Source organism: Synechococcus sp. MU1643, from assembly GCF_020514095.1.
In the GTDB taxonomy this organism is placed as follows: domain Bacteria; phylum Cyanobacteriota; class Cyanobacteriia; order PCC-6307; family Cyanobiaceae; genus Parasynechococcus.
The window spans coordinates 187,962-211,076 of the sequence record NZ_VTKY01000002.1; the positions used below are offsets into that span (position 1 = coordinate 187,962).

The following is a 23,115-nucleotide window of genomic DNA, read 5'->3' on the forward strand; positions in this document are numbered from 1 at the left end:
CACCTTCTCACCGCTGTCGTTTTTTCGACCATTCCTGGGGCCAGGGGTCGCCATCGAGGACCAGATGGATCCATGCGCTGCCCTCTAAGCCCACCAGCAGAGCAATCAACTCCTGCGGGTGCTGATGCATCAGTTGCTGCAGCACCGCCAGGAGCATCGCTGGCGACAGCGTCGGAACCGCGAGGGTGACAATCAAGCACCAGGTGAGCAGTACCGCCAGGCGCGCGGTCGTTCCCAGCACGGGGCCATGGGACCAGAGCGAGCGATGGGGAATTAGGAGGCGATAGGGCAACCAGAGAAAGCCGAGGGCTCCCCATCGCCGCAGCGCATTGGAGCGTGTGTCGAGATCGGGGGAAAGCCACAGACCACCGGCCCAACAGCTGGCTGCGGCGACCAATCCTGCCGCCCATCCCAGCACCAATCCAAGTGCGATGCCGAGCGGCAGGCTCAGAATCCAGATGCTTTGGTCGTGGCGGCGACCCGTTGCCAAGTTTTTAAAGCTTCCGTGCCCCCCAACCTGACTCGTTAGGGCAGAATCTGACCAGTGGGGCGATTAGCTCAGCGGTAGAGCACCTCCCTTACAAGGAGATTGTCACTGGTTCGATCCCAGTATCGCCCATTCTTCCAAAGCAACCACCAGCATTGGCTTTCTGCTCTGAGCAGGGAGGCCACTTTTCTTGATTTTCATCTAGGTGTGCTCCAAAACGTGCTCCAAATAGTCCTATCGTTGAGTAGCCCCAAAAGTTCGCTTTACCAGCGGCTTTCACGAGTTGATCGGTTATGCCGCGAGCTACCGCAACAGAGATACTGGAGAGAGTCGAACACCTCTAGGGAATGATCCTGGAGGGGCAGCCCAACACCTCTTGTCTCACTTTTGCGAGACAAGCGTGGGGGGTCTCCAGAGCGCAGGGCTACCGGCTTCTGAAGAAGGCATGGGCGCAGATCAAGGACGACATCGAAGGTCCAGACCTCGACCGGCAGTAGATGCTGGCCTGGTGCGTTCAGACCTTGCTGGAGACGGCTGGCCAGGCCAAAGCGCAACGAAACCCAGGGGCGGTGGTGGCTGCCATCCGCCAGCCCGATTGGATGTGCGGGCTGGGTATTAATTCTCAACGCAGGTACAGCGCCCACAGACGCCCCCACTGAGTTTTTGCATTATTTTCAAGCAGGATTTGCGGCTTCTCCAGTTTTGCTCGGCTGGAGAAATCAGATCAGGCCGGTAATGCACGACCCGCCTTTTTTATGGGCTGTGAGTCGTACTTGGAATTGCCAAGTGAGGCCCCCAGATCCACTGGAGCTAGCCAGCTTTGGAGCCCAGCCCATCACCCTCTGGCTACGTCGACGGGATGTCCCGCCTGTGGCATGGGGTTACTCAACACGCAACGTGATCGACATTTGAGTGCAAATGTCTTCCTCTACACCGCAATTCTTGTCCAATATCGCGATATTGATCCCACGTGGCTGGGTCAGGCAGACCACTACGCGAGAACCACATATCAAGCCAGTTCAATGAGCCGAAGAGGAATCCACCCTCTGCTGATGGGTTTGGACAAACCGAAGCCCAAACCACATTCCAAAAAACAGACAGATCTGAGTGGTTACGAGTCAGCCCAGAGAAAACGGTTTCTGCGGGCGGAAATAGAAGAGGAAAAGTTGGCTGCGGCAGCGGGGCGCCGACATCTCCTCAAGCTGGAACGGCAAGTGGCATGATCGACGTCTGATGGCTTTTGGACACGGGCTGGAGGCGCTGCCCGCCGCCTATCCGCTAATGCCATTAAGGGCAGAAGTATCCGCCCCATCCACATGATTTAGTTGGAGTAGCTCACCCCCCGGTATGTGAGAGCGGTGACAGCGCGAGAGGTATTGCTCATTGATGCCTGGTAAGCCTTGCCCATGTATTTGAGCTGAACAACTGATTTCTCCTTTGTCTCATTGCTTTTGGTGTACTTGTTGCCGAGAAAACAGAGTTCCATTGAGGGGAATGCGGAAGAGATTAGATTTCAGCCAAAGAGCCCTATGCGAACAATGTTCCAACGGATACTTAATGATTTAGTGATAGTTTGTTGTTGACTAGCTGATACATTTAAGTGCCTGAGTGTGTCGTTATGAACGTTTTTTCTAACAGCCCTGCTTGTTTATCTCGATTCATAGATGAAGTGAAGTGACTATTGCTGTTGCTGCATCTGCTGCTGCCTCAGCGATTGAGGCTTGTGTGACGATGCGGAAGACGGGCTGGAGCCCCCCCGTTGTCTGCTGACTTGTCGTAACGAGCCTTGAGGCAGCTGTTGTGCTGAGTTTCGAAGCGCAAAGAAAGGTAAAACTGGTAGCGACCGTCGCAGACAAGGTCACCCCTTGAGAAATGAGAATCTTTTGCGCCTTCAAGCTGTCGTTATGACTGAAGCGCTGAAACTCCCTTACTCGGTTCAAGGGCGCGGAACCGTTGAGTCCATTGGCAATCACTTTTATCGGGTTTGTGGTCCTGCGGGCTGCACTGTTGTGATGGGTCTTTCCAATGCTCTGTATTTGAGCCGGAATGTTCCTGAATCAGCTTCCCCAGCCGACCGTTAACTACCTTCAGGTGGTTGCTGACTAGAGGCTCAGAGGAGGCCAGGCGTTTTTGATGTAGGAGCTTGTGTGCTGTGCCAGCTGCGATGGAACGCCACGGCTTGCGCTCGGTGCTTAGCTCGTTTTGAACACCCAAAAAAAAGCCCCCTGGTGGGGGAGCTGATACGTCCGAGTCCACATGCTGAGGACGGCGGGCGGTTGTGGATCAACAGGTCAGTGAGTCCTCACTGGCTTGACATAAGTAACCGTCGCAATGGGGTTGCGACTTTCACTTGGGTCACGTCACACGGCTGCCTTTGCTGGCCGCGGCTGGACAGGCGATGCAGCAGAAGAACCCTGGCACGGTGGTGAGTGCCATCCGCCAGCTCGACACATGACCGGCACCGGATACAACTCCCACCGCGGTTACGGCATCAACAGGCGCAAATGCTGAACAAGCTCCTCATTCGATCGATGACTCAGCACGCAAAAGCCCCGACTACGTCGGGGCTTTTGCTGACCTTGGACGGGTAATTAGTTATAGATCCAATCAGCACAAGTATGTGTAGATCGATTCAAAAGATACTTTTCGAAGTAGCCAAGGGGCCATCTCCTCTTTCGCTAGCCCAGCGAAACAGGAGAGTGCATTGGCCCGTCGATCCCGTCCAAGGACGACATAGGAATCTTGACCGATGGTATTCATATTGGATGTGATAAATATTTTCAATTGATGTGGCATGCAGCACAAATTATCCTCGCTTATGAAGCCTTTAGGGTCGACTTAGCCGAAGATTCCAAGAAATTGCTGGATGCAGTGCGTTTTCTTGCTTATGGCCCATATTTTACTCAAATTAACCAATTTCCTCACATTTTTAAGTTAATTTTGGATGAACTCAATTTTATCAATGTTTAGATTATTTTTAGTGCTTTGTTGAAGGTGGTTGAACCTAATTGGGATTATTTCGTCCATGCACCTTTGGAAGAGGGTATAGTGCGCTTTGAAGCCAAAACTGAGCGTGCGCTTTACGCAAAGGTTGTCGCCTCTGAAGCGAACTGGATGGAATCTCAAAGTTGTGAGCGTCTCATCATTTATTTGAGAGCAAGGCAAGATTTGGAGTCTTTTCGAGAAGGATTTAAAGCCAAGGAAATTTAATTCTATAAGTCTAGATATAGTTAATGCATGAGTTTTCGCATGCAAAACTACTAATGCGCATAATTCGCCCTTTTATTTTTTGGTGATTCGCAGGCAGTTTATTGATGCCCTATGACGCAAGTGATTGGCTTTTCCCATGTGAGCAAGATGCCCTTGTTTATTGTCTAACAGCGTACAATATCTTTTGTTTCAAGGCAGGGTAGAGTTCGATATAGTGATCTTTATTTTATAAATTAATGTGTAGCAAATTTCTCTTGCTATGCATCAAGGCTACACAGCTATTGCCCTTCTCCTTTTTACTGCATTGCCGCTCTTGTGCGTTGCCGCAGCGGCGTTCTTCTATATAAAGAATAACGAGCGGAAAGCACCGCTTAAGAGAGAAGATTTTTATCGATAAATCTACGGCATAAGGGTTCTTGGGCTAGTAGTGATTGATCCTTTGGGTAAGCCAAGTCGACTGAGTTTCTAGATGCTGGCTAGAGATAGTTATTGGACGACAATAGAAAATAACTAATTATTATCACTGCGATTGCATATCACTTGGGGTATTTGCGTTGCTCGGAGTTGTGAAATCTGGCTATGGAATGATTCTTGGGTCTTAGGCCTTGAGGTGCTGCTCGCCTCCAGTTAGATAACGCTGAACTGACTTCTCCCGGTCAGAAGAGAAGCCAGCTTTCTTGTCAGCGCCCAATGACCACGGCTTGTCATTGGATGGAGGTCTTGGGGACTCCGAAGACATAATCACTTTTTCGTTGAGTGGTCTCTCTCCAGATGAAGCAATGTCAGAGTCCAAATGATTCGCGTCAACGTTCCGAAGTGCAGGAGTTTGCTCATACGCTGTGTATGCCGGTACTTCAGACCCTTGGAACGATGTGAGTCACGAGGCCAGCATTGACCCAGTTGGTGACGTGATTATCTACATATGTCACCTGGAAAAACTTTGGAACCTTCGGGTTTTTGGTGCTGCCAATAACGTTAATGACATCAGCCACGCGCCAGGTCTTGTCAGTGTTCTTGATGATCACCGCCATTCCCACTTTGACGTGGAGAAAGACCGGATCTGGTTTGGGCGTCGAGGCGCCACTTGCATGATCAATTGACATACACCTTTTCAAGTCGGTCTCTACTGCTTCTGGCAGTTAGACGAGTTGCAAATGACGCTGAACTGACTCCCCGCTCGCCAGAGAGGGAGCCAGGTCGCTCCAGCGCCCAATGGTCATTGGAGAAACCATTGGATGGAAGTGCCCAGCAACGGAACTCCCAAAGACACGATCAGTTCTGTCGTGGGCTGCGCTCTTTCAGATGAGGCGATGGCAGCGACCAAATGAGACGGAGTCCTAGATCACCGTGGACGGAGCTGCAGTGGGTGATGCTGCGCAACGTGATTGAGCTGGCTGCGGACGGTTAGTGCACAACCCACTTCCTTCTGCCACGTTGGCGCCCAGTGCTTGTACTTCTTGTTCGTGGGCTCGCCTCTTTGGCGTAGCCCACTGCGCGAGTGAATTAGTGGTGCCCCTGATGGCCTGCTTGTTCGTGCTTTTCACAAACCATCCACATCTCACCCATTTGGTGAGCACCTGTGCAACCAAATTCAGGGGCAGCCGCCTCAGCCTCAGCTTGCGTCTTGAACATCGTCTTCTTGGGCTGCTCCCCGTCAGGGTCACCCATGGAGCACCCTGCGGAAATCATCAAGATGGAGCCGACAAGGAGAAGACCTCGTTTCATGTATCAAGTGCTACGCAAACCCAGTATGCGCTCAGTTCACGGCTACGTCAGTTGATTGACTTGTAAGGATGGCAGTCGCCTTGTCAATGACAACTAGCGGGTAGGCAAAGAGGCATGCAATTTTGAGTTTGCTCCCATGAAGAATTGATTAATATCGATTGTTTTTTTGAGGTGGATTAACTGAACCTCAGATGGAAGCTGAACCACTCACAGCAATAGCCGAGTTTCAAAATCAATGCTGCCATTACAACAAGGGCTGCTGAAACGAAACAAATTCCTTGAAAGACTTGGTGGCGCTTCTCTTCTTGGACCGATCGGGTCATCTCGCGAGTGTAGAGATTGCTTCTTCCATAGATCCCTCAGAGTGACTCGGGCCTTAATCGACTGGGCCGGTAAGAGATCAAAAAGTTCTGCTGTTCTGCTGCATCTTCCTTCACGGCGGTGATCAAGTCGTCTCCAGTGTTCCAGACCCAGATCTGTTGGTTGTGGCTGGTGTGCTCCAGGTTGGTGCTGAGCGGTTGTCCATGCCGTGCCCGTAGACCCGCCAGAACCTCTGTCATGTCGTCAATGGCGAACTCGTAGGCCAGGTTCGTCAGGCCCTGTTTAGGGTCCACCTCAAAGGTGGCTTGTGAAACGGGCAATCGATCTAACAACACATCTCGAGCGACGTACCGCCTTGATGACTCCTGCTTCAGTTGTTTTCTATCGCCCAGATGGCTCGTTAACTGCTCCAGCGGCATTCCCCATGCCAAACCCTCTATGCACGCGTCCACACGACCTGCACTACAGAACAACAGCAGACCTAAAACCGCAGTGATCAGAAGGGTCTGGAGCTGGTGGAGAACCTTCATGCAGTTATCAATCTGTCTTCGGATTTTGCTGGGTAAAGGCTCAGTTGCCTACTGATCAGCGCCGGTAGTAGTGGGTGGCGATCAGGGCCTACAGCTACGTTCCGCCCCGTCCTCCTGAGCTGATGACACGCAGGCGGTTGCTGCGGCACAACGCCATAGAGGCTTGGCAATCGATGCAGAAGACGGGCTGGAGGCGCTGCCCCCCACCCGTGCGGTGAAAGTTGAATCACCCTTATGGGGAGACGCGGGCGAGGGAACCCGCTGGATTTCATCTCCCAAGGCGTTTGCAGTGGTGCCAGCGCCACAGCAATTCTCACAGAAAACTTGAGGAGATCTGGATGGCGATTAATGCCTAATTAGCGCATTTGATACTCGGGAGGGCCCCCAGTTAGAGAGAATTGAAGAGAAGGCAGTGGTGCCTTCAATGCGTCTGTTTGGGGTGGGCTGAGGGGCCTGCCTCTTTTTTTGTTTCTGCTTGTGCGCTGAAGAGCAATCGTTTTTCGCTAAGACAAACGGACCCAGCAGTTGCCGCTGACATGGGTCCGCGTCCCGCCCGGAGCCCATCCAGAACGGGACGCACCTCAACTAGCTCAGTGACACCAGTCGATTCAGCGTGAATTGATACCAACTTCGGCATTTTGTTACCAGCAGAAAAAAAAGTGAGCAGAGTGGCGTGATGAGCACCACCAATGATCCGAACGCATGGCATCTGGGCCTGCGTCGGCCAATGGGGGGTGACCCTCTAAATGAACCCGTCATGGCGGCGATATACGGCTACAAGTTCAACGGCGACTTTTGGCGACTTAATGACCAGGGCTATCCAGAACCTTTGTTAGAACCCATGCTCGGCCAGTGGGAACAACTGCACGATCCCGAGGGTTGAACCTGAAGATGGTGCTGATCACCCGTCAGATAACGCTGAACTGACTCCCCGACCGGATAAAAAGGGAGTCAGTGAACAGTTATCAGCGCCCAATTGTTAAAACGAAAAAACCATTGGATGGAGATGCCCAGCACAGGAACCTCCAAAGAAACCATCGCCCCTGCCAGGCGTTCAGTGCAGTTCCAATGAGGTGACAGCGGCGACCAAATGAGTCGTCGAAGCCAGTCAAAACGCTGAGCTGACTCCCCTAGTTGAGGAGAGGAGCCAGGCCGTCACTTGCTATGTCAACGCCATACTGGATAAGCGTAGACATACACAGCGTCCAATGGAAATTGCCCCTCCATTGGATGGAAGATCCATGCGACTGAACTTCCGCAGACACCATCACTCCTAATGGGGGTTCAGTGCAGTTCAGATGAGGCAGTGGCAGTAACTAAATGAAGCACACCAATGTTGTGGCAAGCGAAGACTCTGAACTGACTTCTCCCCTGAAAAAGAGGAGCCAGTGCTTCTCGTCAGTGCCTAAAGCTTGCAGTAACCCGTTTCGGCAAGCCATCCCAACATTCGCGTAGATGCCATCAATGGGGCAATGCGCCTTAATGCCGATGACTTTGTGCCCTGTAGGTACAAAAATATGGTCATCGAGATCGGAGGCGTTCATGAGAGACGACGGTCCAACCGAGCAGATCCAAGAAGTCAACTGACTTTCTGGCCCCTGCTCCAACAGTCTCATGAATGACCTGGGTTGGTCGTTTGGTTAGGTACACATCAGATACGTCACGCCATTCGACGCTCCGCTTGCACCGCCTGAGGTGCCCTAGGAGAAAACGACCCATCCTTTAGAGCAAATGGCCCCAGGGCGCCTCTAGCCAGAAGCTTCGCCCCTTTCTCTCTTAAGAAGTGATGGGTCGAACCATGCACAAGCGAGCGAGCTAGGCCGTCTCTTCCATCTGGGAGGGGCGGCCTCCTTTTTGCAAAGCAAAATTTTTCAATATTACTTTTGCAGTGAAAAATTTGGCTGTAATCTAGTTCACTAAGTGAATTGAAGATCCGGATCCAATTGCTTTAGTTTCCGACAGATTTTATTAATTATTAGTGGAGAAAGTGAGCTTTAGAAGCATAAATAAGTCGTATAGGTGCTTTGGGCGACTTCGTTATGTCAAATAAGAACAAGGGGCATACAGCTGATATCTACTATTAAGTAGCTCTTTCGATTTTATGCGCTTTACCATTGTTTATGCGTCTGCAACTGGTCATACAGAAGACATCGCAGAAAGGCTGAAAGTGCTATTGCCGGGATCAGAATTAAAAGACCTTGATAGAATGGATTTCGTAAAAGAGCTGGAAGAGTCTGAGGCACTTATTTGTTGTACTCCAACGTGGAATACGGGTTCTGAGACCAAGAGATCAGGTACAAAATGGGATGAGCATATTGATAATATTCCTTATTTATCCCTAAAAGGCAAGCCTATTGCAATTGTAGGCTTAGGTGATTCTGCGGCCTTCAGCAAGTATTTCTGTGATGCAATGGAAGAGCTTTATAAATCATTCGAATCTGCAGGAGGTCGGATGATCGGCCATGTATCAGTTGAGCAATATATCTTCGATGATTCTAAAAGCGTTATTGACGGAATGTTCTGCGGCCTACCTTTGGATGAAGATAATGAATCCGAAAAAACCGATGAGCGACTTCAGTCTTGGGCCAGGCTAATTATGAAAGAGGTGATTATATAAAAGCCTGAGGGCGAAATATATACCATTGAAGCTTAGTCAGCCTTTTTGGCTTCCTCATTTGCGGTTGAACTATTATCACATCTTATGTTAAATCTCTCCTCCCAAAAATTAACAGGTAAGCCGCCAAAAATAGCAACAAGGGCTGGGGTCAATGCCATGCTTACCACTAATAGGCCAATTGGCTGTCTTGTTGATTCGCGAATGGCTATAATAAAAACTCCGCTGCACATAAGTGTGTAGAGAGATAAAATAAATATAATCTTCAATGAACGCTTCACAGTCTCTTGGGTTTTGTAGAGAAAATACTCTTGGTAAAAGAAGGATGACTAGGTTTCTTTAGGCTCTATATCTCAGCGGTCAAATAACGCTGATCTGACTCCCTGCATCGTCCAAGAGGGAGCCAGTGGTGTTTACAGCGCCCAATGGTCATCACTCCATTGGATGGAGGTTCCGAGGCTCCGCAACAAGCATGGCTTTGTGGATGGATACTGTGACGTCGTGATGAGGCAATGGCAGTAGCCAAATGATCGTTGCCTATGTTTCGATGTGGTGGAGTCAATAATCAGACAACGCTGAACTGGCTTCCCACTGAAGAAGAGAAGCCAGTTACTCTCCAGCGCCCCAATGACTGTGGATAGGCCATTGGATGGAAAGCCCTAACGGCAGAACTTCCATAAATATTATTACCTGTGTTGTAGGTTGAGTGCTAATTCGATGATGTAGAGGCAGTTATCAAATGAGTCTTATCAATTTTTCCAAAGATGCCTATTAATGCGTACCTTCGCTTTGGCTCTGAGGAGTAGTCCCGTAGATGATGTGATATGTCACCAGTACTAGGCCAATGATTGGCAGCACGAAAGGAACCATGGATCAGGATCTGGCTTGAATTACATAATGAACACCGCACGAGCAGATCGCACAGGCAAATATCACTTTTCGATGTTCAGGCGCCAGTAACGCTTAACTGACTTCCCCCGTTCAGAAGAGGAGTCAGTCTCTGAACAGCGCTCAATGGTCATCACTCCATTGGATGGAAGTGCTGTAATAGAACTTCCAAAAGAATTGTCTCTCTAGCCATGAGCTAAGTGCAGTACAGATGAGGTAATAGCTTCATCCAAATGCACGCCAAATATGTTGTGGAATGTCTGGCACTAATGCCCTAGACAAAGTGAGACATCATTATTCGCTTTGACCTGTGGTCATCGAGTGTTAGAACTATTGCTAAGTCTAAGACTTCAATCAAAGTTTAGGTGAGATTAAATCAGACCTAGTATTGAGAAAAGACCTCTGCTCAGAACTATTAGTAACGCAATTGATGTGCAAGTAATCAGGTTTAGTGATACCAGCTGAAAAATGATTGGACTTTGCATTTTTTCAGGAGTTCCCTCGTTTTTTTGTTTTCCAAGGGGCTTGTCCCAATAGGCAAAGACCAGTCCTTTCTTGACCTCAAGTGTGTTGCGTGTGTTGAGTGCGCCGTAGCCAAACTCACTAATTATTTCTGTTTGTTGCCGGATTTTTTTGCTCTCATTGACAAAGATCGATTGAATCCAATCGCTGTGTGTTTTGATTCCAGCGGCAATCCAGATGATCGCGGTAACCCCAACAAGAACATTGAGAATGTCCATTAGTTTAAAATCATATCTTCGTTGGCTCCGGTTTCCTCATGAAATAATTTGATAGCAATTCATGTCCGCGATGCTGCTTTTACTAGGTCAATATCGATCTCATCGGGCGTAATAACGGCGCCTGAATGCTTTTCTTGTTACATGCAGATCGTATATTTTATGCTTCTACTGGCAGCCTGAATCGCTACTCATATTACGCAAAGAAGACTTAGCTTGATCAGACATATTGTCTACATGTTTTCCTGTTTTGCTTTATTGATCACTCTTGCTTTTCGAGTTTGGTTGTTTGATTCGGCCGCATCACTTTTGATTTGTCTTCAGGCTAATTTTTGCTTGATATTGAAGTTTTCTCCTTAGCCGGCTTTGGCTGTTCTCACGCAGAAGCTTTTTTTTTGTTAGTGCTAGTCGTATTAATATTTTTCTCTATCTTTTGGGTTTTTGCTCCAGGGTCTTTCTTGTCAGCTGTAGGTGTTCCCTTTGCGACTGCTGTCGTTTTTTTGGGTTTAAGTTTGCTTGTATCTAAGGAACCTTCGCCTAAAGACTTATACCCTAGAAAGATTAGTCCACCTACAACTGGGATTGAAGTAAGCCCACCCATAGCAATTTCGAATTCGCTCAACGCCATGGCTCATTTGCCGTGATGATCAAGCCCATCATTAAGGAGCGTTGCCACATTGGACCTTTAAAAATTACCTTATGTGGTATCAAATTGTCTTTATGATTTGCCTTTTGTGATCGCTGTGTGTCTTGATTATCTTCGTTAGAGGTATTCATTGTTTTTGCCATTGATTTTTTGATGTCTTTAATAATGCAATATCACTTCAGATTAATTGGCCTCCCTTTCTGCCAGGGCTCGCTTGCCATTCAAGCCATCAAGTCAAAACTCTCGAGTTGACTCAATATCAGCTTCTCGTCAACCCTGTTGGGATCGAGCGCCAGATTTGTCGTCAGAAATAATTGAAAGGTGTTATCGGCAGATATATTTTCATGCAATGAGTTGTGATCGTGATCGATTTTTAGAATCCCAGCTTAGGTCAGGTTCTATCACCGTAAGAGATTTTATAAGAGGACTACTACTTTCGGATCGTTTTTATAGGGGCTATGTCGAATGCAATGGGAACGATCGAGTAGTTGAGCAGGTCGTAGGCCGTGTCCTTGGTCGTCCTGTCTACGGACAAGATGAAGTGAAATCTTGGTCCATTGTTATTGCTGAACAGGGATTTGCGGCTTTTGTTGATGACATCTTGGAATCTTCTGAGTATTTTGAGAGATTTGGAATTGATGGAATCCCCGATCAAGTAAACCGTATTTTGCCAGGACGCTCTCAAGGAGAGATGCCTATCTATCAGCGATTTCCTCGCTATGGAGAAAGTTGGCGTGATCGACTGATTCGTGATGGATTAATGATCTCTGTAGATGCCTTCAATAAAATCAGTCGGCCAATGACGGTATCCCGTCTGATCTATGAAAAGCCTGAGGGTCGTCTTTTTAAACTTTGGCTTGTTTTCTTGTTTGTTTTAGGCGTTGGAAGTGTTTCCTTGGTTCTTTTAGTCTTCCGCCAGATGTTCACGATTTGAGTGAGATATTGGGTTAATCCAGAATTATGTACATTTCGGAAAAATCAGTTAAGGCAGCTTTCTCGGCTAAATCAGGTAATTGCCATGGTCGCACTGGGCTAGAGCCATCTTTGGGTGGAGCATTGCGTGAAAAAGCAGTTTGGGTTGATGAGTCTGATTGCATTGGTTGTCGTTACTGTGCACATGTGGCGTCTAATACTTTTGTCATGGTCCCAGAAACAGGTCGTTGCCGTGCTGTTCGACAAGATGGCGATACAATAGATCGAATACAGGAGGCGATTGATACCTGTCCCGTTGATTGTATTCATTGGGTAGACTTTGAACATCGTGGTGACGGCGTAGAGATATGAGCTATGTGAATACTTTGGTTCTTCTTTAATTGAAGAAACAAGATGCTATGAAAATGTTTGAGGGATGTGTCGATTGATTTTTTGATCTATAAAGGTGCGAATACTTTGTCAACGCCATGCAAACCACAAACCACCCATGCGCATGTGAACCCTGTGGCTGCTGCGTCAATCCGGAAAAAGCTATCGAGAAAGAAGGCAAGATTTACTGCTCTCAGCCATGTGCTGATGGTCATGCCGGTGATGAGCAATGTTGCTCTAGTTGTAGTTGCTGCTAATTATTCGCAGCAGTCACATCCTTGCAAGTCATCCACTCTGCATTCTTTCAAGGAGACCACCGATACACAGCTAACTATATTTGAATGCCTATGTACTCGTACTTGAATCCCGCCGTTCGATTCCTCTACTAATTCCAGAGCTAGGCCAACCAGCTCTTCATTATCGATATTCTTGTAATTCAATATCACAAGACGTTGAAGTGCTTTTGAATTCAACACTGGTGATAAAGATTCCTGGGAAGTTGATCAACGCTGAACTGACTTCCCCGTCGATGCTCATTGGCAGAGAAGTCAGTGCAACTCAGCGCCCAATGGCTGTAGTTAAACCATTGGCTGGAGGTTGTGGATGCTCCAGACTAATTATTGCTCTGCCACAGTATTAAGTGCTGACAATATGAGGCGTTTGCAGCGACTTAATGAGTCACATCAATGTCGTGGACTCGTTGCCTGCAACTGTTCATGCAACGCTGATCTGACTCCTCCCCTTCAAAAGAGGAGTCAGGCCGTTGCTTGCTGTGTCGGCGCGGGATGGTAACGCTGACACTCAGCGCCCAATGGTCATTGGAGAAACCATTGGATGGAAGGCCCATGCGACTGAAACTTCCAAACAAAGTATGGAATGTAGGTCGGATGCACGTGCTTTAGATGTTGCCAGGAGCAGTTTCAAATGAGCAGCGGCATTGTTGTGATGTCTAGTGACGACTAGTCGACACCTTGAGCAGAAAACAGGTGTCAGCTCTCGGATCATTGCCCAATAACCATGGTTGGCCAAAGGGAGCTAAGTGCTGTGTTCCCGCCGACGCAAATCGCTGCCACAAGCATTCCGAAGTAAAAGAGATTGAAGTACCCAAGATGTGTTTCGGGTACCCAAATATCAATTTCCTTTTTGGGCATCACCCCATCCCGATTTGAGAAAGGATCCCTTGACCGGTGAGTAGCTCAGTGCCAAGACCAATGATGAAACCCATCATTGCCAGGCGGCCATTCCAGGTTTCAGCGAAAGACGAGAAGCCGAACTTGCTGTTCATAGCATCGTTAAGAAACGTAACAATCTTACAGGCGTTCTTCTGCCTCTGTTGTGCCAAATGAATCAACCAGCTCCACAAGCTTTACCTCTGAGCCTTATGCGGTTTTGACAACTCTTGGGAGCCTCCCGAGCGAACACGGAGTCAGGTCAGTTAACGCCCCTGCCCCAGCCCACTGTCTCGGGCTTAGAAACCAGTCGTGCTCAACGGTCTGGCCAGTGATTTGAAGGTTTTATCGATTTCGGCTTTCAGCTTGATGGTCTCCCTTGCAAGGAGATTGTCACTGATTCGATCCCAGTGTCGCCCATCTCAAAATCCAGTACTGCTCTGGGTTGTCCCGAGATTGATGCATCAGCTTGCTAACGCTTGCTCGCCAGAGCCATCGGTTGCTGGCTGGGAGCCGAACTCGCCACGCAAGACGCCTTCCGCCTTTCGCATCATTTTGAGGCAGGTCTCCCTGTCAACAGCGGCGTAGGCAGCGTCCATGCATTTCACATACTGCTCCTCAGGGGTCACAAGCCGTTCGCCATTGGGTGGAGTATCGATCCGATGCGTATGGCTCGCCGTAGCTGGAATTACTCATCCCAAACACGGTTTGAAGTGAGGTTCGAGACGACTTTTGAAACGCTGTGGTGTGCAGGGCAGGGAGGTGTGCAAAGGTAGAACTACGCCAAAGAGCCTGATTGAAGGCCCACTGCGCGAGATCCGATAACTCGATTCCATGAACCGAAGATCCAGCACTCCCCCAAGGGAGTGGCGAAAGGCTGGCATTAATGCCAGTCGAATTGACCTCAGCGGCTATGCATCGGCCCAACATCGTCGTTTTTTGAAAGAGGAAGCAGATCAGGGCTCAAGGGAGCCAAGACATCACTGACAACACCCTTGCCAATAGTGGGGTGAAGCCTTACTCAGCCGTTGCCGCCGTCATCCATGCCGCGTCGGATCAGGCTCTGCGTTAGCCAGAGCAGACTGATGAAACCGGCGGTGACGATCAACAGAGTCAAGGTTCAGGCTGTGATGCGGATGTTGAGACGTTGCTCGGCTGGCCACCACATCATCATTGGAAGGCAGGCCTCAAAGGCATTTGGTGATGCAGTTGTTCTTGGCGCTTGTGGTTTCTGTGGTTCTGCTTGTGGGGCTTACTGCGTTGCTAGCGACAGGCAGCTTGTCGTTCTCTAGAAACGCTGCATGGTTGTTGGAACGCCAAAGCAACGTATGGATGACTGGAATCGTGTCCCTTGCTTCCGCTGCGGCGGTGCTTGCTTTGCAGCGCTAACCCGTCCCGCTTAGACGTCTCAACAAGCTTGACCCATCCCCCAAGGGCGGAGCGGGACGGGTGGCTTGTCACCAGGAGGCCTTGGTCAGCGGCTGCTAGAGCGTTTGCGAACCACCCGGGGAGTTTCACGCTCAGTTTTGGCATCCTCTTCAGACACCGTCTTATCTTCGCCGGCCGCTTCTCCCTGCAGGGGCTCATCGTCGGGTTCCTGCGCTTCAATCACCCCAAGCACCATGGCGGCTTCCAGCTGATCGCTCATGTCACCGATGGTGAGCAGAGCTTTCAAGACCAGTTGGGCACGAGGCGCTTTCGGCAGGCCGGGACGGAGCTTCTTGGTGGTGTTCCACAGCTCTAGGGCCACTTCCTTTAGCAGTTCCTTGTCAGCAGCCATTCGATTCGAACGTGAATCGCACCATTCTCGTCATCGGGGGGTGATCCCCATCCCGAATCAGAAGCAGAAGGGCAGGAATTGGGTGCGGCAGGCGGCATAGCCATCCACCAGGGGACCTAAGCCGATCTGGTGAACGATGCCTGCACCGGTGAGCCCTTCGGTGATGATTCCGATCACGATGCCGAGCATGGCGGCACGGCCGTTGAAGCGTTCAGCCTTTTTGAGCTGCTCCATATGGATGTCGCGGGCGGCGACACCCTGGAACCAAGAATCGTTGGCTTGGGGAGATTTCATCGAACTCAAGCTGTTGTTATAAAGCTTAATCCGAAAATCAGTTTTTCAGCAGCAGACGTTCCCCCGGTGTTGGATCGGTCCAGCGGCTGCTGGCCGGCAGCTGGGCTCCAGTGCTGGCCACAGATCCTTTCATTTGCAGGGCCCGACTCAGGGCGCCGCCAAAGCGCACATCGCCGCCGGAGGTGCTGGCGAGCACCGTGGTGGGTCGGAAGCGTTCCACCAGTTGCGGCACTACGGAGCAGCCCTTAACAAACGCCCCAAGCGCGGGCAACCCCAGGTCCACCATCGGCGTGATCACGGCATCCAGCGGTTGCGGCTCCAGGGCTGGATCGAGAAAACCATGGGGTTCCAGGTAGAGCGATCCGGCCGGATGCTCGAGCAGATAACCGTTTTCCACCATCGGCACCGGTGCACCGGCGCTGGCCTGCACCTGCAAGCCCTGGTGGGTGGTGCTTTCTCCGGGGGAGAGGGCTTGCACGCTGGTGAAGCCCAGGCGTTCCACCACCCGTGTTGCGGTCACCGATCCAATGACGGGCAGATCCTTGGGCAGCAACGCCAAGGTTTCCGGATGGGCGTGGTCCGCGAGTCCTTGGGTGAGCAGTAGCAGGTTCAGCTTCTCGGGTACCTTGCGCTCGCAGGGAAGCTCCCCTTTGAGAAGCCATTCTCCCGGGGGGAAACTCAGGCTGCCGCGCAGCCAGGGATCTACCAGAACGCGGAGATCATCGAATTCGAGCAACCAGCCATTGGCTCCGTAGTAGGTAGCGGCCAGGGTCATGACGGATTTTGCTGCCGCTCGCGGCAGTCGCTGCAGAGACCGAAGAATTCAAGCGTGTGAAACAGGAGATCGAAGCCTTTGCGCCCGTCTTTGGGCACCTCCAGGTCGTGAATTGGGCAGTGGTCGAGCGCTTGTGTCTTGCCGCAATCGACGCAGGTGAGGTGGTGGCGATCCCGCTCCAGCGGCGCGTAGAGAGCTTCTCCATTGGGTAGGTGGCGGCAGCGCACCAGCCCACGTTGCTGCAGCTGACGCAGATTGCGGTACACCGTGGCCAGGCCCATGGCTTGGTCGGGCTCCAGGCTGCGGTGCAGTTGCTGACCGCTCATCTCATCACCACAGGCCTGCAGGCTCGCCAGCAAAACCTTCTGGCGGGCATTGATCTGGCTGGAAGGGCGGCGAGTGGCCATGGCTTTAAAGAGCGACCAACCAGCGCCTACTCAACATCACAGCGCTGGATTCAGCCACCGATTAGCTGCTCGCTCAAGCTCCAGAGTCGCCGTCGTTCGGCGGATTGGCTTGCTCCTGGGGCAACTCGGCAGAGCGTCGGTGCACCCCGCAATCCGCCGAACTGCTCAGGGCCGTAGTGCTCGCCACCCTGCGCCGTTGCCGCGGTGGCGGCATGCAGTTGCGGCAGTGCACCCATGCAGGCGCTCTGAAAAAGGGGATCCATCAGCCGGTAGGCCAGGGCCTCGAAGCGGTTGCCGACGCTGGCGATCGCGGTGGGTTGGAGTTCCGTGCGCGCGACGCCGGGATGGGCCGCCAAGGAGCGGATGGGGCTGTCCTGCTCGCGCAGGCGTGCATCCAGCTCGAGGGCAAACATCACGTTGGCAAGTTTGCTTTGGCCATAGGCCCCATAGCGGTCGTAACCCTTGCTCCAACTGGGGTCATCCCAGCGGATCTTGCCGAAGTACTGCGCCCCGGAGGTCACCGTCACCACGCGGGGATCGGGCCGGTTCTGCAGCAGCGGCAGCAGGGCCTGGGTCAGGGCCATGTGCCCCAGGTGATTTACCCCGAACTGCAGTTCATGCCCCTGGGCGGTGATGCGACGCGGCGGTGCCATCACACCTGCGTTGTTGATCAGCAGATCAAGGCAGCCGTAGCGCTCGCCCACGGTGGCCGCCGCCCTTTGCACGCTGGTCAGGTCCGCCAGATCCAGGTCCACCAGATCCACCGCTCCTCCGTTCCGGTCTTGAAGCAAGTCTTGTTTGGCCGTCTCGGCTTTGCGGGGGCTGCGGCACGCCAGCACCACAGTGGCCCCGCAGCGTTTCAAGGCGCGCGCGGTTTCAAGGCCCAAACCGCTGTTGGCCCCAGTGATCAGGGCAATGCGCCCTTGCTGGTTCGGGATGTCAGCCGCGGACCAACCCATGGATCAAGGAAGAGTGGCGCCATTGTGCCGAGTTTGCTTTCAGGGGCGTCGTGCCAGGACCTCCAGCACGGTTGGTCCAACCCAGTAGCAACCAGGATCAGCATGGGTACGGGCGATTTCGTCCTGAGCCTCCAGTGCTTTCGTCCGCATTCCAGTGGCCGAGCTGTTGGAGTTGCTGGCCGAACACCAGAACAAACCGCTCCATCCATTGCCCGGCCATGGAGGTGGCATCACCCAACACGGGGATTGGCTTCAAGTGCTCGATCTGCCATCCGCCCTGGTGCAGCAAACCGGGTAGTTTCCGGTTCACGTCGGGATCGCCCCCGTCCTGACGAAAACTTGTTTAACAGGCCTTGCCAATCCGCTGAATCGCCTGCCCGTGGGGATGCAGCCCGAAGGTGTCCCAGTGAACGTATTCATGGAGGAGCCAACGGCCGCCCGGTGCGATGCATTGGGACACACCAGTAAGGATGGGCTCCAATTGGGGCAAGAACATGGCCACCCAGCGGAACCAGATCAGATCGAAGGATTCCTCCGGCCAGGGATCGCTGAGTAAATCTTGTTGGCGGAGCTCCAGTTGATGCAAGCCGGCCAGCTCTGCCATGCGGCGACCCGACGCCACTTAATCCTCACTGCGCTCCAACCCCAGGACGCGACCTTGGGCACCCACAACGTCGGCCAAATCTGCTGCAGCGAAACCTGGCCCCGCCCCTAGGTCGAGGACGGACTGACCCTTTTGAAGCCCGGCGCGCTGCCAGGCGGCTTGTGCAATCGGGCGCCAGAGGGTGTGCTGAAAGCGCAGGCGTTCAAGCTCCTCGGTGTGCGTTCCGAGCAGATAGGGGGTCTCCGGCATGGCGGCCCGTGCGCCTGGGCTCAGTCCTCTGGGAAGAGCAGCTCGGCCAGTTCGTCGGCGTCCACGTCGTAGACGCGGGCCAGGCTGGTTTCGATGGCGCTGGTCACCTCACCGGGGAGAAACCGCATGGAGTTCAGTGCGTCTTCGGCGATGTCATCGGTGAGCAGCTTGTCGTCGCTGTCCAGCTTTTCGTCATTGATCACCGCCATCACCCAGCTCTGATAGGCGTAGACCAGATCTGAGAACTCGAGTTCGGGATCGTTTAGGTCCAGCGCCATGGTGCGAATAGCCAGTCACCCCAGTTTGACCTTTCGCAGGAGAGGATGAACAGCATGGATTCCGCTGATGCCACTGGCCTGCAGGCCACGCTGTTTGATTTTTCAATTGCTGAGCTGGTGCGGCAACACCGAGAGAGCTTCCAACCCCTGTGGACGGCAGAAAGTTGGGTGAAGCTGCTGATTTGGTTGTCGCTGAATTGCGGCAGCTCCGGGGATGAAGCCGGCATGGCCCGTTTCGTCGAGGCGCTTGGACCAAGCCTCACCACCCGGATGCGGCGGGTGTTCTTTGAGCGGGAGCTGGAGGCCCTCGATCTTCAGGTGATGGCCGATCCGGCTGAGCAGCAGGTGCTGGTGCTGCCGATGGGCCCGGGTGTTCCCCTTGATCTGGAGCGTGCTGCCACGGTGATTGAGCAAGTGCAGTTGCAGGGCCATGTGGTGGCTGACCAAGCGCGTTGGCAGCAGCTCGATGCTGTGGTGGCGATTCCTCGTTTGGAGGCTGCGGCATGAACCTGATCGGGCGCTACAGCAATCCCGGTTACGTCTCGGTAGCGGATGCGGTGTGTGAATTCTTCGACCGCCGGGGCGATTTGCAGCGGCCTGGCGTGGCCTTCGGGCCCGAGGGTGAGGGGGAACCGGCGAAGCAGAGCACCGACATCAGCCTGGTGGCGATTGATCGCTCAGAACCCGAATCCTTCGCCCTCTCGCAACTGATTCTGCGTGGGGTCATGGCCGGCTTGGAGCGCTATCTCAAGGAGCGGCCGCTGTTCCGGCAGTGCTGCCCGCAGCAGAGCCTTTATGTGAATCCGATCTTCAACCTCCAGCACTACGCCCCGGGGGAAGGGTTCAAGCGTTGGCACTGCGATTGGACCATCAGTGATGAGGCCACCGAACCCGTGCACCGGGTGCTGGCTTGGATTCTTTATTGCAACGATGTTGATGAGGCCGGCACTGAGTTCCACTGGCAGGACCATCACGAACCGGCGGAGCGGGGCAAGTTGGTGATCTTTCCCGCTGGTCCGTCCCACATCCACCGCGGACGGATCAATGAGAGCGCTAGCAAGTTGATCGCCACTGGTTGGATCAATGCCGGACGCCAGGAGGACTACCTACGGCGTCTCGCCCGCTGAGTCGTTCACTGGATCGATGTCTACTTCGGCCTGGAGCTGATGGGTGGGGCTGCCGAGCCGGTGGGTTTGCTCCTTGGAAGGGGGGCATTCCATCGGATACACCTGGCGCTGCGGGAAGGGAATGCCGATGCCGTTCTTGTCGAACGCCGTCCAGATGGCTTGTCGCAGATCGCGGCTATGCCATCGCTTTGATAGGTCGATGGAAGGGACGTTGGCCATTGCGGGCAGGGCTTTGCGAGCATGGCCGGCTGAACCGCTGAGCTTTCCGTGCCCGAACTGGCCAAGACCTATGACCCGGTTGGCACGGAGGCCCGCTGGCAGCAGGCCTGGGAAGACCGGGGAGCGTTTCATCCCGACCCGAAGGCCCCCGGTGAACCGTTCTCCGTGGTGATCCCGCCGCCGAACGTCACCGGCAGCTTGCACATGGGCCATGCCTTCAACACGGCCCTGATCGACACGATCGTGCGCTATCAGCGCCTGGCGGGGAAGAACGTGCTCTGCCTGCCCGGTACCGACCACGCCTCGATCGCGGTGCAGACGATCCTCGAGAAGCAGCTCAAGCAGGAGGGCAAGACCCGCTATGGTCTTGGCCGTGAGGCATTCCTCGAGCGGGCCTGGCAGTGGAAGGCCGAAAGCGGTGGCCGCATCGTGGGCCAGCTTCGGCGGTTGGGGTATTCCGTTGATTGGAAGCGCCAGCGCTTCACCCTTGATGAGGGCCTGAGTGAGGCGGTGAAGGAGGCCTTTGTGCGCTTGCACGAGCAGGGGCTGATTTACCGCGGTGAGTACCTGGTGAACTGGTGCCCCGCCTCCGGTTCGGCGGTGAGCGATCTGGAGGTGGAGATGAAGGAGGTGGACGGCCACCTCTGGCATTTCCGCTATCCGCTCAGCAGCGGCGACGGCCACCTGGAGGTGGCCACCACCCGGCCCGAAACGATGCTGGGCGACACGGGGGTGGCGGTGAACCCCACCGATGAGCGCTACGCCCACCTGGTGGGCCAGACCCTGACGCTGCCGTTCGTGGGGCGGGAGATTCCGATCGTGGCTGACGACCACGTGGAGAAGGAGTTCGGCACCGGCTGCGTCAAGGTGACGCCGGCCCACGACCCCAACGATTTCGCCATCGGCCAGCGCCACGGTCTGCCCCAGATCACGGTGATGCGCAAGAACGGCACGATGAACAAGGAGGCCGGCCAGTTCGAGGGGTTGGATCGCTTCGAGGCCCGCAAGGCTGTGGTGGCTGGCCTGGAGGAGCTGGGGCTGCTGGTGAAGGTGGAGGACTACCGCCACAGCGTTCCCTATTCCGATCGCGGCAAGGTGCCGGTGGAGCCGCTGCTCTCCACCCAGTGGTTTGTCAAAACCGAGCCCCTGGCGGCTCGCTGCCGTGAGGCCCTCGAGGAGCAGGACCCACGCTTCATACCCGAGCGCTGGGAGAAGGTTTATCGCGACTGGCTCACCGACATCCGCGACTGGTGCATCAGCCGTCAGCTCTGGTGGGGCCATCGCATCCCCGCCTGGTTCGTGATCAGCGAGACCGGCGGCAAGTACACCGACACCACGCCCTACGTGGTGGCCCGCAACGAAGCCGAAGCCCTGGAGAAGGCAAAGGCGGAGTATGGCGTGGCGGCGGAGATCGAGCAGGACGAAGACGTGCTCGACACCTGGTTCTCCAGTGGCTTGTGGCCCTTCTCCACCTTGGGTTGGCCTGATGCCGATAGCGCGGACCTGCAGCGCTGGTACCCCACCAGCACCCTGGTAACGGGCTTCGACATCATCTTTTTCTGGGTGGCCCGGATGACGATGATGGCCGGCGCCTTCACCGGCGAGATGCCTTTCCAGGACGTCTACATCCACGGTCTGGTGCGGGATGAGCAGAACCGCAAGATGAGCAAGAGCGCCGGCAACGGCATCGATCCGCTGCTGTTGATCGAGCGCTACGGCACCGATGCCTTGCGCTTCGCCTTGGTGCGGGAGGTGGCCGGTGCGGGGCAGGACATCCGTCTGGACTACGACCGCAAGAAGGACACCTCCGCCACGGTGGAGGCCTCGCGAAACTTCGCCAACAAGCTCTGGAACGCCACCCGCTTCGCGCTGATGAACCTGGGCGGTGAAACGCCGGCCCAACTCGGCGCCCCCGACCCCGCAGCCCTGCAGTTGGCGGACCATTGGATCCTCTCCCGCCTGGCCCGGGTGAACCGGGAGACGGCCGAGCGCTACAGCAGCTATGGCCTGGGTGAAGCGGCCAAGGGGCTTTACGAGTTCGCCTGGAACGACGTCTGCGATTGGTATCTGGAACTGAGCAAGCGCCGGCTCAATCCCGGTGAGAACCCCTCAGCCGAGGCCCTTACTGATCAGCGGGTGGCCAAGCAGGTGCTTGCCAAGGTGATCAGCCAGATGCACCTAATGCTGCATCCGCTGATGCCCCACCTCACCGAAGAGCTCTGGCACAGCGTCACCGGCGAGCCGGAGACCACCTTCCTGGCGTTGCAGCCCTGGCCGGCGATGGATGAAAGCGCTCTGGATGATGCCTTGGAAGCCTCTTTCGCTGAGCTGATTGGTGCCATCCGTGTGGTGCGCAACCTGCGCGCGGTGGCGGGTCTCAAGCCCTCCCAATCAGTGCCGGTGCGTTTCGTTACCGGCCGTGGCGAGCTGGCGGCGGTGCTGAGCAACGGCATGGCTGACATCACGGCGTTGACGCGGGCGGAGTCGGTGGCGGTGATGGCGCCGGCGGAGGCCGATGCGGCTCCAGTGGCCAAGGCACTGGCGGGTGTGAGCGGTGAGCTGCAGGTGTTGCTGCCGATCGAAGGCCTGGTCGATCTCGAAGCTCTTAAGGGGCGCCTGGAGAAAGACATCGCTAAGGCCGAGAAGGAGATCAAGGGCCTGGCGGGCCGGCTGGGGAATCCCAACTTCGCCGACAAGGCCCCGCCGGAGGTTGTGGCGGAATGCCAGGCCAACCTCGATGAGAAGCAGGCCCAGGCCGATCTGGCGCGTAAGCGCTTGGCGGATCTGAGCTGAT

At 53.9% G+C, this 23,115-nt stretch carries 30 protein-coding genes, 1 tRNA gene and 1 pseudogene; 13 read left to right on the forward strand and 19 right to left on the reverse strand.

Going from position 1 to position 23,115, the window contains the following annotated elements; translation table 11 throughout:
• Window positions 1-7: 7 nt before the first annotated feature.
• Window positions 8-490, reverse strand: a complete 483-nt coding sequence (locus FZX09_RS05165; protein WP_226400753.1) for a metal-binding protein — start codon at window positions 488-490, stop codon at window positions 8-10.
• Between the two features lie 57 nt (window positions 491-547).
• Between FZX09_RS05165 and FZX09_RS05170 the strand changes: the two genes are divergently transcribed.
• Window positions 548-619: transfer RNA gene (locus FZX09_RS05170), tRNA-Val, on the forward strand.
• Window positions 620-1,362: 743 nt separating this feature from the next.
• The gene (locus FZX09_RS05175; RefSeq protein ID WP_226400754.1) at window positions 1,363-1,710 is read left to right on the forward strand and encodes a hypothetical protein; all 348 of its coding nucleotides are present in this window, start codon (window positions 1,363-1,365) and stop codon (window positions 1,708-1,710) included.
• 98 nt (window positions 1,711-1,808) lie between these two features.
• On the opposite strand, the gene FZX09_RS12030 is transcribed toward FZX09_RS05175, so the two are convergent.
• Together FZX09_RS12030 and FZX09_RS11910 are read right to left on the reverse strand one after the other, a co-directional pair.
• Window positions 1,809-1,973: a DUF4278 domain-containing protein gene (locus tag FZX09_RS12030; protein ID WP_226400755.1), complete on the reverse strand. Its 165-nt coding sequence runs from the start codon at window positions 1,971-1,973 to the stop codon at window positions 1,809-1,811.
• Window positions 1,974-2,842: 869 nt separating this feature from the next.
• Window positions 2,843-2,965: a hypothetical protein gene (locus FZX09_RS11910; protein WP_255599688.1), complete on the reverse strand. Its 123-nt coding sequence runs from the start codon at window positions 2,963-2,965 to the stop codon at window positions 2,843-2,845.
• Window positions 2,966-3,229: 264 nt separating this feature from the next.
• On the opposite strand from FZX09_RS11910, the gene FZX09_RS05185 reads away from it, so the two are divergent.
• Together FZX09_RS05185 and FZX09_RS05190 are read left to right on the forward strand one after the other, a co-directional pair.
• Complete coding sequence (locus FZX09_RS05185; protein ID WP_226400756.1) at window positions 3,230-3,457, forward strand: hypothetical protein; 228 nt, start codon at window positions 3,230-3,232, stop codon at window positions 3,455-3,457.
• Between the two features lie 18 nt (window positions 3,458-3,475).
• Window positions 3,476-3,697, forward strand: a complete 222-nt coding sequence (locus FZX09_RS05190; RefSeq protein ID WP_226400757.1) for a hypothetical protein — start codon at window positions 3,476-3,478, stop codon at window positions 3,695-3,697.
• 854 nt (window positions 3,698-4,551) lie between these two features.
• On the opposite strand, the gene FZX09_RS05195 is transcribed toward FZX09_RS05190, so the two are convergent.
• From FZX09_RS05195 to FZX09_RS05205, 3 genes are all read right to left on the reverse strand, one after another.
• The gene (locus FZX09_RS05195; protein WP_226400758.1) at window positions 4,552-4,800 is read right to left on the reverse strand and encodes a DUF3104 domain-containing protein; all 249 of its coding nucleotides are present in this window, start codon (window positions 4,798-4,800) and stop codon (window positions 4,552-4,554) included.
• Between the two features lie 400 nt (window positions 4,801-5,200).
• Window positions 5,201-5,422, reverse strand: coding sequence for a hypothetical protein (locus tag FZX09_RS12035; protein ID WP_370624186.1), 222 nt, complete (start codon window positions 5,420-5,422; stop codon window positions 5,201-5,203).
• Window positions 5,423-5,781: 359 nt separating this feature from the next.
• On the reverse strand, window positions 5,782-6,273 hold the full coding sequence (locus FZX09_RS05205; RefSeq protein WP_226400759.1) for a hypothetical protein: 492 nt from the start codon (window positions 6,271-6,273) through the stop codon (window positions 5,782-5,784).
• A gap of 74 nt (window positions 6,274-6,347) precedes the next feature.
• On the opposite strand from FZX09_RS05205, the gene FZX09_RS05210 reads away from it, so the two are divergent.
• The 3 genes from FZX09_RS05210 (at window position 6,348) to fldA (ending at window position 8,890) form a co-directional block, all read left to right on the forward strand.
• A complete protein-coding gene (locus FZX09_RS05210; protein WP_226400761.1) occupies window positions 6,348-6,491 on the forward strand; it encodes a DUF1651 domain-containing protein in 144 nt (47 codons plus the stop codon).
• 458 nt (window positions 6,492-6,949) lie between these two features.
• Window positions 6,950-7,156, forward strand: coding sequence for a hypothetical protein (locus FZX09_RS05215; RefSeq protein WP_226400763.1), 207 nt, complete (start codon window positions 6,950-6,952; stop codon window positions 7,154-7,156).
• Window positions 7,157-8,374: 1,218 nt separating this feature from the next.
• Complete coding sequence (gene fldA, locus FZX09_RS05220; RefSeq protein ID WP_226400765.1) at window positions 8,375-8,890, forward strand: flavodoxin FldA; 516 nt, start codon at window positions 8,375-8,377, stop codon at window positions 8,888-8,890.
• A 1,256-nt stretch (window positions 8,891-10,146) separates the two neighbouring features.
• Here fldA and FZX09_RS05225 read toward each other — a convergent pair.
• Both FZX09_RS05225 and FZX09_RS05230 read right to left on the reverse strand, forming a co-directional pair.
• Window positions 10,147-10,515, reverse strand: a complete 369-nt coding sequence (locus FZX09_RS05225) for a hypothetical protein (RefSeq protein WP_226400767.1) — start codon at window positions 10,513-10,515, stop codon at window positions 10,147-10,149.
• 373 nt (window positions 10,516-10,888) lie between these two features.
• Window positions 10,889-11,140 (reverse strand): hypothetical protein, encoded by a 252-nt coding sequence (locus tag FZX09_RS05230; protein ID WP_226400769.1) that lies wholly within the window; start codon window positions 11,138-11,140, stop codon window positions 10,889-10,891.
• A gap of 367 nt (window positions 11,141-11,507) precedes the next feature.
• Between FZX09_RS05230 and FZX09_RS05235 the strand changes: the two genes are divergently transcribed.
• The 3 genes from FZX09_RS05235 (at window position 11,508) to FZX09_RS05245 (ending at window position 12,717) form a co-directional block, all read left to right on the forward strand.
• A complete protein-coding gene (locus FZX09_RS05235; protein ID WP_370624187.1) occupies window positions 11,508-12,092 on the forward strand; it encodes a phycobilisome rod-core linker polypeptide in 585 nt (194 codons plus the stop codon).
• A 26-nt stretch (window positions 12,093-12,118) separates the two neighbouring features.
• Window positions 12,119-12,442, forward strand: a complete 324-nt coding sequence (locus tag FZX09_RS05240; protein ID WP_226400773.1) for a ferredoxin — start codon at window positions 12,119-12,121, stop codon at window positions 12,440-12,442.
• Window positions 12,443-12,558: 116 nt separating this feature from the next.
• The gene (locus tag FZX09_RS05245) at window positions 12,559-12,717 is read left to right on the forward strand and encodes a metallothionein (protein ID WP_071813076.1); all 159 of its coding nucleotides are present in this window, start codon (window positions 12,559-12,561) and stop codon (window positions 12,715-12,717) included.
• Window positions 12,718-13,610: 893 nt separating this feature from the next.
• On the opposite strand, the gene FZX09_RS05250 is transcribed toward FZX09_RS05245, so the two are convergent.
• The 10 genes from FZX09_RS05250 to FZX09_RS05295 form a co-directional block, all read right to left on the reverse strand.
• Window positions 13,611-13,745 (reverse strand): high light inducible protein, encoded by a 135-nt coding sequence (locus FZX09_RS05250; RefSeq protein WP_226401108.1) that lies wholly within the window; start codon window positions 13,743-13,745, stop codon window positions 13,611-13,613.
• 1,358 nt (window positions 13,746-15,103) lie between these two features.
• Window positions 15,104-15,409, reverse strand: a complete 306-nt coding sequence (locus FZX09_RS05255; RefSeq protein ID WP_226400775.1) for a TIGR03894 family protein — start codon at window positions 15,407-15,409, stop codon at window positions 15,104-15,106.
• A 57-nt stretch (window positions 15,410-15,466) separates the two neighbouring features.
• The gene (locus tag FZX09_RS05260; RefSeq protein ID WP_186494091.1) at window positions 15,467-15,703 is read right to left on the reverse strand and encodes a chlorophyll a/b-binding protein; all 237 of its coding nucleotides are present in this window, start codon (window positions 15,701-15,703) and stop codon (window positions 15,467-15,469) included.
• A 37-nt stretch (window positions 15,704-15,740) separates the two neighbouring features.
• Window positions 15,741-16,478, reverse strand: coding sequence for an MBL fold metallo-hydrolase (locus FZX09_RS05265; RefSeq protein WP_226400777.1), 738 nt, complete (start codon window positions 16,476-16,478; stop codon window positions 15,741-15,743).
• The gene (locus FZX09_RS05270) at window positions 16,475-16,885 is read right to left on the reverse strand and encodes a transcriptional repressor (RefSeq protein WP_226400779.1); all 411 of its coding nucleotides are present in this window, start codon (window positions 16,883-16,885) and stop codon (window positions 16,475-16,477) included. The genes FZX09_RS05265 and FZX09_RS05270 overlap by 4 nt, the downstream gene beginning before the upstream one ends.
• A gap of 50 nt (window positions 16,886-16,935) precedes the next feature.
• A complete protein-coding gene (locus tag FZX09_RS05275) occupies window positions 16,936-17,844 on the reverse strand; it encodes an oxidoreductase (protein WP_226400781.1) in 909 nt (302 codons plus the stop codon).
• A 97-nt stretch (window positions 17,845-17,941) separates the two neighbouring features.
• Window positions 17,942-18,154 carry a hypothetical protein gene (locus tag FZX09_RS05280; protein WP_226400783.1) on the reverse strand — a complete coding sequence of 71 codons (213 nt, stop codon included), beginning with the start codon at window positions 18,152-18,154 and terminating at the stop codon, window positions 17,942-17,944.
• 33 nt (window positions 18,155-18,187) lie between these two features.
• Window positions 18,188-18,448, reverse strand: coding sequence for a class I SAM-dependent methyltransferase (locus FZX09_RS05285; RefSeq protein WP_226400785.1), 261 nt, complete (start codon window positions 18,446-18,448; stop codon window positions 18,188-18,190).
• 18 nt (window positions 18,449-18,466) lie between these two features.
• Window positions 18,467-18,697, reverse strand: coding sequence for a class I SAM-dependent methyltransferase (locus tag FZX09_RS05290; protein WP_226400786.1), 231 nt, complete (start codon window positions 18,695-18,697; stop codon window positions 18,467-18,469).
• 20 nt (window positions 18,698-18,717) lie between these two features.
• On the reverse strand, window positions 18,718-18,975 hold the full coding sequence (locus FZX09_RS05295) for a hypothetical protein (RefSeq protein ID WP_011365486.1): 258 nt from the start codon (window positions 18,973-18,975) through the stop codon (window positions 18,718-18,720).
• 54 nt (window positions 18,976-19,029) lie between these two features.
• Here FZX09_RS05295 and FZX09_RS05300 point away from each other — a divergent pair, with 54 nt between their 5' ends.
• Both FZX09_RS05300 and FZX09_RS05305 read left to right on the forward strand, forming a co-directional pair.
• Entirely contained in the window at window positions 19,030-19,482 is a 453-nt protein-coding gene (locus FZX09_RS05300) for a protein phosphatase (protein ID WP_226400787.1), read from the forward strand.
• Window positions 19,479-20,102: a 2OG-Fe(II) oxygenase gene (locus tag FZX09_RS05305; RefSeq protein WP_226400791.1), complete on the forward strand. Its 624-nt coding sequence runs from the start codon at window positions 19,479-19,481 to the stop codon at window positions 20,100-20,102. The genes FZX09_RS05300 and FZX09_RS05305 overlap by 4 nt, the downstream gene beginning before the upstream one ends.
• On the opposite strand, the pseudogene FZX09_RS05310 reads toward FZX09_RS05305, so the two are convergent.
• A pseudogene (locus tag FZX09_RS05310) lies at window positions 20,082-20,273 on the reverse strand (mechanosensitive ion channel protein); the annotation flags it as partial. The gene FZX09_RS05305 and the pseudogene FZX09_RS05310 sit on opposite strands and share 21 nt — an antisense overlap.
• Window positions 20,274-20,369: 96 nt before the next feature.
• On the opposite strand from FZX09_RS05310, the gene FZX09_RS05315 reads away from it, so the two are divergent.
• On the forward strand, window positions 20,370-23,114 hold the full coding sequence (locus FZX09_RS05315) for a valine--tRNA ligase (RefSeq protein ID WP_226400800.1): 2,745 nt from the start codon (window positions 20,370-20,372) through the stop codon (window positions 23,112-23,114).
• Window position 23,115: the final 1 nt, after the last annotated feature.

Coding starts and splice junctions, on each gene's coding strand:
- FZX09_RS05175 (WP_226400754.1), top strand. CDS start 1,363: ATGGGGTTACTCAACACGCAACGTGATCGACATTTGAGTGCAAATGTC.
- FZX09_RS12030 (WP_226400755.1), bottom strand. CDS start 1,973: ATGGAACTCTGTTTTCTCGGCAACAAGTACACCAAAAGCAATGAGACA.
- FZX09_RS05195 (WP_226400758.1), bottom strand. CDS start 4,800: ATGTCAATTGATCATGCAAGTGGCGCCTCGACGCCCAAACCAGATCCG.
- FZX09_RS12035 (WP_370624186.1), bottom strand. CDS start 5,422: ATGAAACGAGGTCTTCTCCTTGTCGGCTCCATCTTGATGATTTCCGCA.
- FZX09_RS05205 (WP_226400759.1), bottom strand. CDS start 6,273: ATGAAGGTTCTCCACCAGCTCCAGACCCTTCTGATCACTGCGGTTTTA.
- FZX09_RS05215 (WP_226400763.1), top strand. CDS start 6,950: ATGAGCACCACCAATGATCCGAACGCATGGCATCTGGGCCTGCGTCGG.
- fldA (WP_226400765.1), top strand. CDS start 8,375: ATGCGCTTTACCATTGTTTATGCGTCTGCAACTGGTCATACAGAAGAC.
- FZX09_RS05225 (WP_226400767.1), bottom strand. CDS start 10,515: ATGGACATTCTCAATGTTCTTGTTGGGGTTACCGCGATCATCTGGATT.
- FZX09_RS05230 (WP_226400769.1), bottom strand. CDS start 11,140: ATGGCGTTGAGCGAATTCGAAATTGCTATGGGTGGGCTTACTTCAATC.
- FZX09_RS05235 (WP_370624187.1), top strand. CDS start 11,508: ATGAGTTGTGATCGTGATCGATTTTTAGAATCCCAGCTTAGGTCAGGT.
- FZX09_RS05240 (WP_226400773.1), top strand. CDS start 12,119: ATGTACATTTCGGAAAAATCAGTTAAGGCAGCTTTCTCGGCTAAATCA.
- FZX09_RS05245 (WP_071813076.1), top strand. CDS start 12,559: ATGCAAACCACAAACCACCCATGCGCATGTGAACCCTGTGGCTGCTGC.
- FZX09_RS05250 (WP_226401108.1), bottom strand. CDS start 13,745: ATGAACAGCAAGTTCGGCTTCTCGTCTTTCGCTGAAACCTGGAATGGC.
- FZX09_RS05255 (WP_226400775.1), bottom strand. CDS start 15,409: ATGGCTGCTGACAAGGAACTGCTAAAGGAAGTGGCCCTAGAGCTGTGG.
- FZX09_RS05260 (WP_186494091.1), bottom strand. CDS start 15,703: ATGAAATCTCCCCAAGCCAACGATTCTTGGTTCCAGGGTGTCGCCGCC.
- FZX09_RS05265 (WP_226400777.1), bottom strand. CDS start 16,478: ATGACCCTGGCCGCTACCTACTACGGAGCCAATGGCTGGTTGCTCGAA.
- FZX09_RS05270 (WP_226400779.1), bottom strand. CDS start 16,885: ATGGCCACTCGCCGCCCTTCCAGCCAGATCAATGCCCGCCAGAAGGTT.
- FZX09_RS05275 (WP_226400781.1), bottom strand. CDS start 17,844: ATGGGTTGGTCCGCGGCTGACATCCCGAACCAGCAAGGGCGCATTGCC.
- FZX09_RS05285 (WP_226400785.1), bottom strand. CDS start 18,448: ATGGCAGAGCTGGCCGGCTTGCATCAACTGGAGCTCCGCCAACAAGAT.
- FZX09_RS05290 (WP_226400786.1), bottom strand. CDS start 18,697: ATGCCGGAGACCCCCTATCTGCTCGGAACGCACACCGAGGAGCTTGAA.
- FZX09_RS05295 (WP_011365486.1), bottom strand. CDS start 18,975: ATGGCGCTGGACCTAAACGATCCCGAACTCGAGTTCTCAGATCTGGTC.
- FZX09_RS05300 (WP_226400787.1), top strand. CDS start 19,030: ATGGATTCCGCTGATGCCACTGGCCTGCAGGCCACGCTGTTTGATTTT.
- FZX09_RS05305 (WP_226400791.1), top strand. CDS start 19,479: ATGAACCTGATCGGGCGCTACAGCAATCCCGGTTACGTCTCGGTAGCG.